Origin of the sequence: Bradyrhizobium sp. WSM471 (assembly GCF_000244915.1) — a bacterium.
GTDB lineage: Bacteria > Pseudomonadota > Alphaproteobacteria > Rhizobiales > Xanthobacteraceae > Bradyrhizobium.
On sequence record NZ_CM001442.1, the window covers coordinates 7,002,856 to 7,017,033 of the forward strand.

Consider the following 14,178-nt stretch of genomic DNA (forward strand, 5'->3'; position numbering starts at 1 on the left):
ATTTCCGATTGTGGACCGGGGCGCAGCGTGGCGTTTCAATTTGAGGATTTCATGCTCGATCCCGAGCGCCGCGAGCTGCGGCGGTCGGGTGCGCTCGTCTCCCTTGAGCCCCAGGTGTTCGACCTTCTGCTCTATCTGGTCCGCAACCGCGAGCGCGTGGTGACGCGGGACAATCTGCTCGATGCGATTTGGAACGGCCGCGTCGTCTCGGAATCGACACTGACCAGCCGGATCAACGCTGCGCGGCGCGCGGTCGACGACACTGGCGAGCAGCAGCGGTTGATCCGCACCATTGCGCGCAAGGGCGTGCGGTTCGTCGGCGAGGTGACTGAGCTCACCGGGGCGACAAACCCGGCTGGTGCGATCAAGCCGGCTGCTCCGACACCGGCGGGCTTGCCGCTGCCCGACCGCCCCGCGATCGCCGTCCTGCCCTTCACCAATATGAGCGGCGAGGCCGAGCAGGATTATTTTTCCGACGGCATCAGCGAGGACGTCATCACGGCGCTGTCCAAGCTGCGATGGTTCTTCGTCATCGCGCGCAACTCCTCGTTCATCTACAAGGGCCGCACGGTTCACCTGCGACAAATCGCCGAGGAGCTCGGCGTGCGTTATGTCGTGGAGGGCAGCGTTCGCAAGGAGGGCGACCGCGTCCGCATCACCGCGCAGCTCAACGACACCGCCACCGGCAGCCATCTCTGGGCCGAACGCTACGACCGCCAGCTCGCCGATGTCTTCGCCGTGCAGGACGAGATCACCGAACACATCGTCGCCGCGATCGAGCCGCAGCTCTACGCTGCGGAAAATTTTCGCGCCCAGCGCAAGGCGCCCGAGAGCATGGATGCCTGGGATCTGCTGATGCGCGCGCTCTCCCACTATTGGCGCGTGACACGGCAGGACCACCTGGTCGCACAGGCCCTGCTCGAAAAGGCCATCGCACTCGACCCCAACTACGGCAAGGCGCTCGGACTGCTCGGCACCAGCTACATGTTCACGGCGCATATGGGCTGGATGGATATGACCACGGCAATGCCGGCCGCCGAGCGTGCGGCGCGGGCCGCGATTCGCGCCGACGACGAGGATGCCTGGGCCCATAATGCGCTCGGCCATGTCGATCTGTTCGCGCGGCGATTCGACGATTCGCTTGCCGAATTCGAGACCGCGCTGCGGCTCAATCCAAACTTTGCGCTGGCGCAGGGCTATTATGGCCTGGCGCTGAGCTATTGCGGGCGCTGGCAGGATGCCGACGAGGCCGCGCGCCGCGCCATCCGTCTCAGTCCGCGCGACCCCTATGCTCCCGTCTATTTCGGCATCGCCGCCTATGCCCGTTTTCTTGGCGGCGACGACGAGGAGGCCATCCGGCTCGCCCAGGAGGCCTTGCGCCAGCGTAGCGACTTCGTCGGCGCGCACCGGGTGCTGACTGCGGCCGCCGGCATGGCGGGTCACGGTGAGATTGCCCGTGCGGCGCTGAAGGAACTCCGCCGCGCCCAGCCGAACGTCTCGCTCGCCTGGATCGCAGAGTTCATGCCGATCAAGCTCAACCCCGACTGCGAGCGCTATCTGGAAGGTTTTCGCCGGGCCGGCCTGACTTGAGCCGCAAGAGAGCCGCTATCCCCTCGAATCAACAATGATGTTAAGCTCATGCCGCTTGGGGGAGCATGCGGCGTGACGGGTTCGAGACGCCACCCGTGTTTTCCCGGTCAGGCAGTCAGCTCTTGAGGCGTAACGCGCGGCATGATTCGTATCTCGACGATCTTCATCGCCATCTGCATGGTTCTGGTCGCCGCCTCGCTCGGGCTCGTGCTCTACGCGGTCGCCGGCATCAGCGGAACTGAATCCGCGATCGTGGCGCTGACGGCGCTGACCTTCCTGATCCTCTACAATGCAGTGTCGATGCGACTGCGCGACCGCAGCGACGTCGGCGGCCAGATCACCGATCTTTCGCGCGGCACCGCCGACCTCGCCCGCCAGGTCGCCGAGTTCGGCCGCCGGCTTGCCACGATCGAAGCACGCATCGCCTCCTCCAATTCAACCAACTCCGACCGCATCCAGTCGGTGGTCGGAGAGATCAACGAGCTCGGCGGATTGGTCAGGCAGCTCGCCACCACCGTATCGGCGCATGAGGATCTGATGGCCGGCAACGCGCCGGCGACGGCCCCCGCTCCGGTCGCGAGGCTGGAGCCGGACGCGCCGCTCGACCTGATGGCTTCATTCGAGGAGGAGCGGCCGGCCACCCCTCCCCCGGCGCCCGCGCCGCCGCCACGGCCGGCACCACCGTCAATCCAGACCCAGAACGCCAATCCGGTTCAGACCGCCAACGGCCGCAACCCGACGCTCCGCAACGCGATCGACGAGAACCGCATCGACATCTTCCTCCAGCCGATGGTGACGCTGCCGCAGCGCAAGGTCCGCTTCTACGAGGCCGTGACGCGCCTGCGCGACGAGCGCGACCAGCTGGTGGCGGCCGAGGAGTTCATCAGCATCGCGGAGGCGTCCGGCCTGATCGGGCGCATCGACAACATGGTGATGCTGCGCTGCGTGCAGGTGCTGCGACGCCTGATGGTACGCAACAAGGAGGTCGGCGTGTTCTGCAACGTCGCGGCTTCCACGCTCGGCAATTCCACGACCTTCGCGCAATACCTCGATTTCCTCGAAGCCAATCGGGCGCTGGCGCCCTCGCTGGTGCTGGAATTCAAGCAATCGACCTTCCGCAATCTCGGCCCGGCCGAGACCGAGAATCTCGCCGCGCTCGCCCAGCGCGGCTTCCGTTTCTCGATCGACCATGTCACCGATTTGCGTATCGAACCGCGCGAGCTCGCCGATCGCGGCGTGCGCTTCATCAAGGTGCCGGCCTCGCTCCTGCTCGACCCCAGGCAGGCTTCGGCCTCGGACATCCACCCGTCCGATCTCTCCGACCTGCTCGGCCGCTTCGGCATCGATCTGATCGCCGAGCGGATCGAGGGCGAGCGCGCCGTGATCGACCTGCTCGACTATGACGTGCGGTTCGGCCAGGGATTCCTGTTCGCGCCGCCCCGGCCATTGCGGCCGGAGGGGTCATCTGCTACCGCCGCGCCGAACCAGGCACAGGACACTCAGGGATCCAATGGCTCCGGCACACCCAGCTCAGGCGCGACGTCGGCTGCGTCCGCACCACAGCGCGTCACCGGCAACGCCGCGCTCGCGCGCCGCATCTGATCGGCCGCGCGCATCATGACCACGCTGCATTTCGCCGAAAGCCTGCGTGAACTCGTGGCTGGCGTGGACGTCGTGCTCAGCGACATCTGGGGCGTGGTCCATAACGGTCTCGAATCCTTCCCCGAAGCCTGCGAGGCGCTGCACACCTACCGCAGCCACGGCGGTACGGTCATCCTGATCACCAACGCGCCGCGCCCGGCCGACTCCGTGCAGCGGCAATTGCGCAAGCTCGGCGTCGCCGACGAGACCTATGACGCGATCGTGTCCTCGGGCGACCTGACGCGGCTCTATGTCGCCGACCATCCCGGCCGCAAGATGTTCTGGCTTGGCCCCGAGCGCGACAACTCGATCTATCGCGGCCTCGATGCGGCGACCGCGCCGCTGGAGGAAGCCGATTACATCGTCTGCACCGGCCTCTATGACGACGAGACCGAGACGGCGGAAGACTATCGCGGCATGATGCTGAAGGCGCGCGAGCGCAAGCTGACGCTGGTTTGTGCCAACCCCGACATCGTGGTGGAACGCGGCGACCGGCTGATCTATTGCGCCGGCGCGATCGCGGAGCTCTATCGCGAGCTCGGCGGCGAGGTGATCTTCTACGGCAAGCCGCACCGGCCGATCTACGAGCGCGCGATGGCGCTCGCCGGCGAACGCCAGGGCCACCAGATCGACCGCAAAAAGGTGCTCGCGATCGGCGATTCCGTCCGGACCGACCTCACCGGCGCGCGCGCGTTCGGCATCGATTGCCTGTTCGTGACCCGCGGCATCCATGCCGAGGAGTTCGAGGGTCTCGACCAGCTCGACCCGGCTTCGGTGCTGGAATTGTTCGGCCATCCACCGAAGGCGCTGATGCGCGAACTGAAGTGGTAGCGAGGCTGATCGTCGTTCCCGGTTGATTTGGGGCATCGAATCCGGAACGACGAACCCGACGCAGAAAGCCCGGGACAATCGCCCGGGCCTTCCGAATTCAACCGATGGCTTCGATCGCGCCTTACGCGCTCGCCATGTCCGGGAAGACCGCCTCGATCTTGGTCTTCAGCGTCGCCGCGTTGAACGGCTTGACGATGTAGTTGTTCACACCGGCCTTCTTGGCCGCGATCACGTTCTCGGTCTTCGATTCGGCCGTGATCATGATGAAGGGCGTGGTGGCGAGGTTCGGATCCGCGCGCACTTCGCGCAGCAGGTCGTAACCCGTCATCGGCTCCATGTTCCAGTCGGAAATCACGAGCCCGTACTTCTTGCCGCGCATCTTGTTCAGCGCTGCCGAACCGTCGCTTGCATCATCGATATTCTCGAAGCCAAGCTGCTTCAGGAGGTTCCTGATGATACGGATCATGGTGCTGTAGTCGTCAACCACCAGAACCGACATCGACAAATCAACCGCCATCTCGACTCCCCCAAACGCAAACCAGGAAATATTACGATCGGACCAGCCGGGCCGGAGCCCCGCGGTTCCATGCCCAAGGACTAGCACCAAGGCGTTAAACAGCGCGTTAACTGGGATCGCCCCCGATGGACTGAAATCGCATTCGATGCGGCCGCCCCCTCCCGCTTGACTTCATCCGGCCCGTCGCGCCACGGTCCCGGCCGGTCCCGCCGGCTCGAGATTCCCCTGATGGCTCCGCATTTTACCGTTATCCGCGACACCACGCCGGACTCCGCCATTGCAAGGGGGGCCGTGGTCGCCATGGGCAATTTCGACGGCGTTCATCTCGGCCATCGCGCCGTGATCGCCGCAGCCCTGGAAATGGGCCGGATACATGGCCGCCCTGCGCTGGCATTGACCTTCGAGCCGCATCCGCGCCGGTTTTTCAGCCCCAACACCCCGCAATTCCGCCTGACGGACGAGCGTGCCAAGCTACGGCTTCTGGCCGGCACCGGACTTGACGGCGCCGTGGTCATGACCTTCGACAAGTCCCGCGCCGGGACCAGCGCGCAAGACTTCATTCACCACGACCTGATCGGGCGCCTGGGCATCGGCGGAATCGCCGTCGGCTACGACTTCCATTTCGGCAAGGGTCGGGTCGGCTCGCCGAGCCTCCTCGTCAACGAGGCGCCCCGGCTCGGCATCGAGGTCGACGTGCAGCCGCATGTCGATATCGACGAGCGGCCGGTCTCGTCCAGCGCGATCCGGATCGCGCTCGCCGAAGGCCAACTCGACGAGGCCACGGCCATGCTCGGCGCGCCCTGGTTCATCACCGGCGAGGTCATCCACGGCGAGAAGCGCGGCCGCGACCTCGGTTATCCCACCGCCAATATCCGCCTCGATGCCAATTGTGGCCTCAAGCACGGCATCTACGCGGTGCGGGTCGGCCGCGGCGCGGAGCGGCTGGACGGGGTGGCAAGCTTCGGCCGCCGCCCGACGTTTGATAATGGTGCGCCGCTGCTGGAAATCTTCCTGTTCGACTTCAAGGGCGATCTTTACGGACAGACGCTCGACTGCGCCTTTATCGGCTTCATCCGCGAGGAGCTGAAATTCGACAGCCTGGAGGCCCTGATCCGCCAGATGGACGACGATTCCGCCCGTGCCCGCGCCATGCTCGCCGCCGCCCCGGACGCGTTTCCGAGGCTTGGGACGATCGACTGAGGCCGAAAACGGGCGCGCCGAACCTTTTGCGCTTCCCTTGGCCCCCTGCTATGGAGAGCCCATGTTTGCGCGGCGCATCATAGGGATTAGCGGCCCGGCTTCCGCCTGAGCATTCGGCTCGGCGCAAGACCGGGATGTTGTCGTTTCACCCGCGATTCCGCATCGCCATCCGTTCCCGCGCCCTTCCGAGCCAGTCAGCCTCATGTCCGACAAGCCACAAAAGTCCCAAAAATCCGAAGCCAAAGACTATTCGAAAACCCTGTTCCTGCCGCAGACCGAATTCCCGATGCGCGCCGGACTGCCGCAGCGCGAGCCGGAGCTGCTGAAATACTGGAACGACATCGGCCTTTACGACAAGCTGCGCCAGGAAGCCCAGGGCCGCGCCAAATTCGTGCTGCATGACGGCCCGCCCTACGCCAACGGCAACATCCATATCGGGCACGCGCTGAACAAGATCCTCAAGGACGTCGTGACCAAGAGCCAGCAGATGCTCGGCTTCGACTCCAACTATGTGCCCGGCTGGGACTGCCACGGCCTGCCGATCGAATGGAAGATCGAGGAGGAGAACTACCGCTCCAAGGGCAAGCAGAAGCCCGACTTCCGCGACTCCGCCGCGATGGTGGCATTCCGCAAGGAATGCCGCGCCTATGCGACACACTGGATCAACGTGCAGCGCGAGGAGTTCAAGCGGCTCGGCATCATCGGCGACTGGAATCATCCTTATCAGACGATGAGCTATCCGGCCGAAGCGCAGATCGCCCGCGAGCTGATGAAGTTTGCCGCCAACGGCACGCTGTATCGCGGCTCCAAGCCGGTGATGTGGAGCGTGGTCGAGAAGACCGCGCTCGCCGAGGCCGAGGTCGAGTACGAGGACTACACCTCCGACATGGTGTGGGTGAAGTTTCCCGTCACGTCCCCGGCACATGGTGCGCTCGCCAATGCTTCGGTCGTGATCTGGACCACCACGCCCTGGACACTGCCCGGCAACCGCGCGATCTCGTTCTCGCCGAAGATCGCCTACGGCCTCTACAAGGTGACGGATGCGGCCGCAGACAATTGGGCGAAGACCGGCGATCTCCTGATCCTGGCCGATGCGCTCGCCGCAGAGGTATTCAAGCAGGCGCGCGTCACGGCCTATGAGAAGCTGCGCGACATTCCCGGCGACACCTTGGACGCCGTGGAGTGCGCCCATCCCTTGCGCGGCCTCGATGGCGGCTACGAATTCATCGTGCCGCTGCTCGCCGGCGAGCATGTCACCGACGATACCGGCACCGGCTTCGTGCACACCGCGCCGAGCCACGGCCGCGAGGACTTCGACGTCTGGATGGCCAACACCCGCGAGCTCGATGAGCGCGGCATCTCGACCGCTATCCCCTACACTGTCGATGAGAACGGCGCCTATACCGGGCAGGCCCCCGGCTTCACCGGCAAGCGCGTGCTCAACGACAAGGGCGAGAAGGGCGATGCCAATGAGGCCGTGATCAAGGCGCTGGTCGAGGCCGGCAAGCTGCTCGCGCGCGGCCGCCTCAAGCACCAATATCCGCATTCATGGCGCTCGAAGAAGCCGGTGATCTTCCGCAACACGCCGCAATGGTTCATCGCGATGGACAAGGACATCAGCGAAGATGGCCACGCCAAGAAGGGCGATACACTGCGGGCCCGCGCGCTGCATGCGATCTCGGTCACGCAATGGGTGCCGCCGTCGGGTGAGAACCGCATCAACGGCATGATCGCCAACCGTCCGGACTGGGTGATCTCGCGCCAGCGCGCCTGGGGCGTTCCGATCGCCGTGTTCGTGCGCGAGAAGAGCGACGGCTCGGCCGAGATCCTGCAGGACGAGATCGTCAATCAGCGCATCACCGAGGCTTTCATGGAGGAAGGCGCCGACGCCTGGTACATGGAAGGCGCCCGCGAGCGCTTCCTTGGATCGCGCGCGAAGGAAGACTGGAAGAAGATCGACGACATCTGCGACGTCTGGTTCGATTCCGGCTCCACACATGCCTTCGTGCTCGAGGATCGCCAGAACTTCCCGCAGCTCGGCAATATCGTCCGCAAGGTCGATGGCGGCGACGACACCGTGATGTATCTGGAAGGCAGCGACCAGCATCGCGGCTGGTTTCATTCCTCGCTGCTGGAAAGCGCGGGCACGCGCGGCCGCGCGCCCTACGACATCGTGCTCACCCACGGCTTCACGCTCGACGAGAATGGCCGCAAGATGTCGAAGTCGATCGGCAACACCGTCGAGCCGCAAAAGGTGATCAAGGATTCGGGCGCGGATATCCTGCGCCTGTGGGTCTGCGCCACCGATTATGCCGACGACCAGCGCATCGGTCCGGAGATCCTGAAGAACACCATCGAGACCTATCGCAAGCTGCGCAACACCGTGCGCTGGATGCTGGGAACGCTGGATCACTACAAGCCGGCCGACGCAGTCGCGCCCGCCGACATGCCCGAGCTCGAACGGCTGATGCTGCACGAGCTCGCGGTCCGTGCTGCCGTCGTCCGCAAGGCCTATCAGGAGTTCGACTACAAGACCGTGGTCGCAACCTTGTCCGCCTTCCTGAACAGTGAGCTCTCCGCGTTCTATTTCGACATCCGCAAGGACACGCTGTATTGCGATCCGCCGTCCTCGCCGACGCGCAAGGCGGCGCTGACCACGATCGATCTGTTGTGCAGCTCGATCCTGAAATGGCTGGCGCCGATCCTCAGCTTCACCGCGGAGGAAGCCTGGCGCATGTACAGGCCCAACGCCGAGCCCTCGGTTCACCTGACGCAGTTTCCCGACGACCTCGAAAGCCTGCGCGACGACAAGCTCGCCGCGAAGTGGGAAGCGATCCGCAACGTCCGCCGCGTCGTCACCGGTGCGCTGGAGCTCGAACGCGCCGCCAAGAACATCGGCTCGTCGCTGGAGGCATCGCCGGTCATCTATGTCGCCGACCGCGACATGCTTGCAACCCTGTTCGACACCGACCTCGCCGAGATCTGTATCACCTCGAACTACGAGGTGCGCGAGGGCGAGGCGCCGGCTTCCGCCTTCCGTCTCGATGCGGTTCCAGGCGTGGCGGTTGTGGTGGAAAAGGCGGTCGGCACCAAATGCGCCCGTTCCTGGAAGATTTCGCCGACGGTGGGTGAAGACCCCGAATACCCCGACGTCACCCCGCGCGACGCCAAGGCGCTGCGCGAATGGAAAGCGCTGGGGGTCAGCGTTTAACTCTGCGTCGTCCCGGCGAAGGCCGGGACCCATAACCACCACCGCCGATTGCAGCGAAGGCTGATGACCACGAGTCTTTCAAACAATGATCGCCTCGGAGTATGGGTCCCGGCGTTCGCCGGGACGACGGCGGTGCTTGTGGTGGCGACAGAGATCACCCGCCCATGACCCCGCTTCGCGCCGGCATCCTCACGGCCGTGGTCACGCTCGTGGCCGACCAGGCCTCAAAGCTCTGGCTGCTGAACATGTTCGACCTCGCCCGTCGCGGCGCGGTGACCGTGACCCCGTTCTTCGACCTGGTGCTGGCCTGGAACATCGGCATCAGCTTCGGCTGGCTCCAGAACGACGGTCAGGCCGCGCAAATGGCGCTGATGGCAGTCAAGGTCCTCGCCGTGGTCGCGCTGGCGATCTGGATGGCCCGCTCGCACACCCTGCTGGCAACCATCGCGCTCGGCCTGATCATCGGCGGCGCGATCGGCAATGGCATCGACCGCCTGGCCTATGGCGCGGTGGTCGATTTCGCCCTGTTCCACATCGAGATCGGCGGAAAGACCTATAATTGGTACGTGTTCAACCTCGCGGACGTGGCCATCGTTGCTGGCGTGGCGGCGCTATTGTATGATTCCTTCCTGGGGGTACCCGCCGCAAAAGCGCCCTGATCCCGGCCGATACGGACCGGCAGGCGGAACCTTGCTTTTGCGAGGGATTATGCCGCGCGAGAGCGGCAAACTGCCACAATTTGGAACAGGTACAGTGATGCGCAGCTCGAAGACCAGCAGTTCGATGGTTGGAGACCTCCGGCAGGGGTTCTGGCGGGCGTTGAAATTGTCCGCTGTCGCGCTCGGCATCGGTCTCGTCATGTCGGCTGGCGCCGCCCGCGCCGGTGACGACGGCGAGGACGACGACGACATGACCTTCGAAGAGAAGCTCATCGACAATCTGATGTCCGGTATTGGCGCCAAGGGCATGGAAAAGAAGGGCATCGAGTACCGCGAGCGGTCGCCGCTGGTGGTGCCGCCGAAGCTCGATTTGCCGCCGCCCGCCAGCGCCGACGCCGCCAACGCACCGAACTGGCCGAAGGATCCGGACGTGAGGCGCCGCAAGGAGGCCATCGCTCAGCGGAAAAAGGGCGGCCGCAACGGGGCAGAGGAGTACTGGAAAAACGCCCAGCCGCTGTCGCCCGCCGAGTTGAGCGCCAGCAAGACGGCCGCCGCCGAAAAGACCAGCAGGGATCCGGTCGCGCCGGGCGGCGATGTCAACCACCCGACGATGAGCCCGGCCGAGCTCGGTTATACCGGCGGTCTGTGGAACATGCTTTCGAACAACAAGAGCGAGAACAAGCCATTTACGTCCGAGCCGCCGCGTCAGTCTCTGACCGAGCCGCCGCCGGGATATCAGACGCCTTCGTCGAGCTATGCCTATGGTACCGGCGAGGATAAGTCGCGGCGGACCTATTTCGACGTCAGGTCGGGTAAGGAAAGGGAGCAATAGGCTCCTTGCCCGTCGCAACCAGGCGTAGACCCGCCGCAATCGTACGGTGTAGGCCGGACACGGCAGATGACCTATTTTTAAGTACAACTTGACCGCGTTCTCTGCTTCGTGACCCGAAGCTCAAAGTCGCGCGGTGTAGCATGCCGCGTTTTCACGCCCGGACATCGGAGTCCGGGCTTTCACAAGGATCGTGATGTCCTCACACCGATCGGTTGCCTGCCTCTTCGCCGCGCTGCTCTCGACATCTGCCCTCGACGTCGGCAGCGCACTCGCCCAGACGACCGTCACGTCTGCGCCGCCCGCCAGTTTCACGCTCAGCAACGGTCTCCAGGTCGTGGTGATCCCCGACCATCGCACGCCCGTGGTCACGGAGATGATCTGGTACAAGGTCGGCTCGGCGGACGAGACGCCGGGCAAGTCCGGGCTCGCGCACTTCCTCGAGCACCTGATGTTCAAGGGCACATCGAAGCATCCGGTCGGCGAATTCTCCCAGACCGTGCTCCGCGTCGGCGGCAACGAGAACGCCTCGACCTCGGTGGACTACACCAACTATTACCAGCGGGTACCGAAAGAGCAGCTGCCGAAGATGATGGAGTTCGAGGCCGATCGGATGACCGGCCTGATCCTCAAGGACGAGAACGTGCTGCCCGAGCGTGACGTCGTGCTCGAAGAATACAACATGCGCGTCGCCAACAATCCGGACGCGCGGCTGAACGAGCAGATCATGGCGGCGCTCTATCTCAATCATCCCTACGGCCGGCCGGTGATCGGCTGGCATCAGGAGATCGAGAAGCTCGACCGCGAGGATGCGCTCGCCTTCTACCGCCGCTTCTATGCGCCGAACAACGCGACCCTGGTGATCGCCGGCGACGTCGAGCCCGCCGACATCCGCCCGCTGGTCGAGCGCAATTTCGGCTCCATCCCGGCCCAGCCCGCAATCCCGGCGCGCCGCGTCCGCCCGCAGGAGCCGGAGCCCGCGGCGCCGCGCTCCGTGACCCTGGCCGATCCGCGCGTCGAGCAACCCGGCTTGCGACGCTATTACCTGGTGCCCTCGGCGACCACGGCCGCGGCCGGCGAAAGCGCGGCCCTCGACGTGCTGGCGCAGCTGATGGGCAGCGGCAGCAATTCCTATCTCTACCGCGCGCTCGTGGTCGACAAGCCGCTCGCGGTCTCCGCCAGCGCCAGCTATTCGAGCATCTCGCTCGACCCGACCCAGTTCGCGATCTCGGCTTCCCCCAAATCCGGCGTCAGCTTCGCCGAGGTCGAGCAGGTGATCGACGGCGTCATTGCCGACATCGCGCAGAATCCGATCCGTGCCGAGGATCTCGAGCGGGTCAAGACCCAGCTCATCGCCGAGGCGATCTACGCTCAGGACAACCAGGCGGTGCTGGCGCGCTGGTATGGCGGTGCATTGACCACGGGCCTGTCGATCGAGGACATCCGGAGCTGGCCAGATCGCATCCGCGCCGTCACCGCCGAGCAGGTCCGCACCGTCGCGCAGAAATGGCTCGAGAAGAAGCGCTCGGTGACGGGCTATCTGATCAAGGACACCGGCGCCGCCAAGCGCGAGGAGAAGCGTTCGTGACCCATCCCTTCCTTCGACGCGTTGCATTCTCCTTTGCCACCGGCGCAGCACTCGCGCTCGCTACCGTTTCGCCGTCGCAGGCGGCCGCAAAGATCCAGCACTTGACCTCGCCGGGTGGCATCGAGGCCTGGTTCGTGCAGGATGCGACCGTTCCGTTGATCGCCATGGAATATTCCTTTGCCGGCGGCTCGGCCCAGGATCCCAAGGACAAGTCGGGCGTCGCCAATCTGGTCGGCGATCTCCTCGACGAAGGCTCCGGCGATCTCGATTCCAAGACCTTCCATGAGCGACTCGATCGCCGCGCCATCGAGCTCTCTTTCAGCGCAACCCGCGACACCTTCCGCGGCAGCCTGCGCATGCTGCGCGACAACAAGGACGAGGCCTTCGACCTGCTGCGAAGCGCGCTGACCTCGCCGCATTTCGAAACTGCCGACGTCGAACGCATTCGCTCGCAGGTAATCTCGGCCCTGCGCCGTGAGACCACCAACCCGACCTCGCTGGCGAGCCGCAAATTCCTCGAGGTTGCCTTCGGCGGTCATCCCTACGGTCGGCAGTCCAACGGCAACCTCGACAGCGTTCCGACCATCACGGTTGCCGATATGAAGGACTATGTTGGCCGCGTGCTCGCCAAGGACACGCTCAAGATCGCGGTGGTTGGCGACGTGGATCCCGATACGCTCGGCAAGCTGCTCGACCACACATTTGGCAGCCTGCCCGCCAAGGCCAACCTCGTGCCGGTCCCCGACGTCGAGGCCGCCAAGCCGCCGCAACGCGCCTTCGTGACGCTCGACGTGCCCCAGACCGTGATCACCTTTGGCGGCCCCGGGGTGAAGCGCAGCGATCCGAACTTCATGGCAGCCTATGTCGTCAACCACATCCTCGGCGGCGGCGGGTTGTCCTCGCGGCTCTATCGCGAGGTGCGCGAGAAGCGCGGGCTGGCCTATTCTGTGTTCGAATCGCTGCTCTGGATGGAGCATTCGGCGGTCTTCATCGGCAATACCGGCACCCGCGCCGACCGCGCAGGCGACACCATCGACGCCATCGACAAGGAAGTGCGCCGGATCGCCGAAGAAGGCCCGACGCAGAAGGAGCTCGACGAGGCCAAGTCCTACCTCAAGGGCTCGCAGATGCTGGCGCTCGACACCTCCTCGAAGCTCGCGCAGGCGCTGCTGCAATATCAACAGGACAAGCTGCCGATCGACTATATCGAGAAGCGCAACGCCGTCGTCGATGCGGTCACCATGGACGACGCCAAGGCGGCCGCAAGGCGCCTCTGGGGCCAGGGCCTCCTGACCGTCGTCGTCGGCCGCGCCCCACAGGCCGCGGCACAACCGGTAGCCGCACCGGCGACGAAGTCGAACTGACTGGCCGTAGCGACCATTCTCGCACAGGGCACGGCTGCGCTCCCTCCCCCCTTGTGGGGGAGGGTTGGGGAGAGGGGTAGCCACGAACTCTGCTCTCGCCGGTGGCTACCCCCCTCCCTGCCCCTCCCCCACAAGGGGGGAGGGAACGGATAGAGCGCGGCAAATTTCGCTCAAAGCAGATAATGTTGCGCGCGCGAATCCTTTTCCTGGTGCCACCATGCTGCGGATATCCCGCGATCTCGTCATCGACGAGGACGACATCGAGATCGGCTTTGTCCGCGCCTCCGGCCCGGGCGGGCAGAACGTCAACAAGGTCGCGACCTCTGCGCAATTGCGCTTCGACACCCGCAAGCTGACGCTGCCGGAGGATGCCGCGTTGCGCCTCGCCCGGCTCGCAGGGCAACGCATGACCAAGGACGGCGTGATCGTGATCCAGGCCCAACGCTTCCGCACCCAGGAGCGCAACCGCCAGGACGCCATCGACCGGCTTACGGAGATGCTTGGCGAGGCCATGATCCGGCCCAAGCCGCGGCGCGCGACAAAGCCGACCTTTGGCTCCAAGCAGCGCCGGCTCGAGGGCAAGAAGCGCCGCAGCGACATCAAGTCCAAACGGGGCGGCGGCCGTGGCATCGACGACTGAGAGAGCCTGCTCGGTGGGCGCGGTGTGTCATGTGGGTAGTCCGGACCTGGCCCATGCATTTGGCGGCTTGAGCGGCTAGATTGGGCGCCTGAACACCGCCTTGAGTTC

11 protein-coding genes are annotated in these 14,178 nt (G+C 65.0%); 10 read left to right on the plus strand and 1 reads right to left on the minus strand.

Going from position 1 to position 14,178, the window contains the following annotated elements; translation table 11 throughout:
- The first annotated feature begins 27 nt into the window (after nt 1-27).
- The 3 genes from BRA471DRAFT_RS31955 to BRA471DRAFT_RS31965 all read left to right on the plus strand — a co-directional run bounded on the left by BRA471DRAFT_RS31955 (nt 28) and on the right by BRA471DRAFT_RS31965 (nt 4,062).
- Nucleotides 28-1,590: a winged helix-turn-helix domain-containing tetratricopeptide repeat protein gene (locus BRA471DRAFT_RS31955; protein WP_035974464.1), complete on the plus strand. Its 1,563-nt coding sequence runs from the start codon at nt 28-30 to the stop codon at nt 1,588-1,590.
- 141 nt (nt 1,591-1,731) lie between these two features.
- Nucleotides 1,732-3,192 (plus strand): EAL domain-containing protein, encoded by a 1,461-nt coding sequence (locus BRA471DRAFT_RS31960; protein ID WP_007614901.1) that lies wholly within the window; start codon nt 1,732-1,734, stop codon nt 3,190-3,192.
- Nucleotides 3,193-3,207: 15 nt separating this feature from the next.
- A complete protein-coding gene (locus tag BRA471DRAFT_RS31965) occupies nt 3,208-4,062 on the plus strand; it encodes a TIGR01459 family HAD-type hydrolase (RefSeq protein ID WP_007614903.1) in 855 nt (284 codons plus the stop codon).
- A gap of 121 nt (nt 4,063-4,183) precedes the next feature.
- On the opposite strand, the gene BRA471DRAFT_RS31970 is transcribed toward BRA471DRAFT_RS31965, so the two are convergent.
- The gene (locus BRA471DRAFT_RS31970; RefSeq protein ID WP_007596883.1) at nt 4,184-4,579 is read right to left on the minus strand and encodes a response regulator; all 396 of its coding nucleotides are present in this window, start codon (nt 4,577-4,579) and stop codon (nt 4,184-4,186) included.
- A gap of 228 nt (nt 4,580-4,807) precedes the next feature.
- On the opposite strand from BRA471DRAFT_RS31970, the gene BRA471DRAFT_RS31975 reads away from it, so the two are divergent.
- The 7 genes from BRA471DRAFT_RS31975 (at nt 4,808) to arfB (ending at nt 14,070) form a co-directional block, all read left to right on the plus strand.
- Nucleotides 4,808-5,779: a bifunctional riboflavin kinase/FAD synthetase gene (locus BRA471DRAFT_RS31975; protein WP_007614906.1), complete on the plus strand. Its 972-nt coding sequence runs from the start codon at nt 4,808-4,810 to the stop codon at nt 5,777-5,779.
- Between the two features lie 202 nt (nt 5,780-5,981).
- A complete protein-coding gene (ileS, locus tag BRA471DRAFT_RS31980; protein WP_007614909.1) occupies nt 5,982-8,990 on the plus strand; it encodes an isoleucine--tRNA ligase in 3,009 nt (1,002 codons plus the stop codon).
- A gap of 164 nt (nt 8,991-9,154) precedes the next feature.
- A complete protein-coding gene (lspA, locus tag BRA471DRAFT_RS31985) occupies nt 9,155-9,649 on the plus strand; it encodes a signal peptidase II (RefSeq protein WP_007614911.1) in 495 nt (164 codons plus the stop codon).
- 97 nt (nt 9,650-9,746) lie between these two features.
- Complete coding sequence (locus BRA471DRAFT_RS31990) at nt 9,747-10,481, plus strand: hypothetical protein (RefSeq protein ID WP_007614912.1); 735 nt, start codon at nt 9,747-9,749, stop codon at nt 10,479-10,481.
- Between the two features lie 193 nt (nt 10,482-10,674).
- Nucleotides 10,675-12,066: a pitrilysin family protein gene (locus BRA471DRAFT_RS31995; RefSeq protein WP_007614914.1), complete on the plus strand. Its 1,392-nt coding sequence runs from the start codon at nt 10,675-10,677 to the stop codon at nt 12,064-12,066.
- On the plus strand, nt 12,063-13,430 hold the full coding sequence (locus BRA471DRAFT_RS32000; RefSeq protein ID WP_007614916.1) for a pitrilysin family protein: 1,368 nt from the start codon (nt 12,063-12,065) through the stop codon (nt 13,428-13,430). The genes BRA471DRAFT_RS31995 and BRA471DRAFT_RS32000 overlap by 4 nt, the downstream gene beginning before the upstream one ends.
- A gap of 217 nt (nt 13,431-13,647) precedes the next feature.
- Nucleotides 13,648-14,070 (plus strand): alternative ribosome rescue aminoacyl-tRNA hydrolase ArfB, encoded by a 423-nt coding sequence (gene arfB / locus BRA471DRAFT_RS32005; protein ID WP_007614918.1) that lies wholly within the window; start codon nt 13,648-13,650, stop codon nt 14,068-14,070.
- The last annotated feature ends 108 nt before the right edge of the window (nt 14,071-14,178 follow it).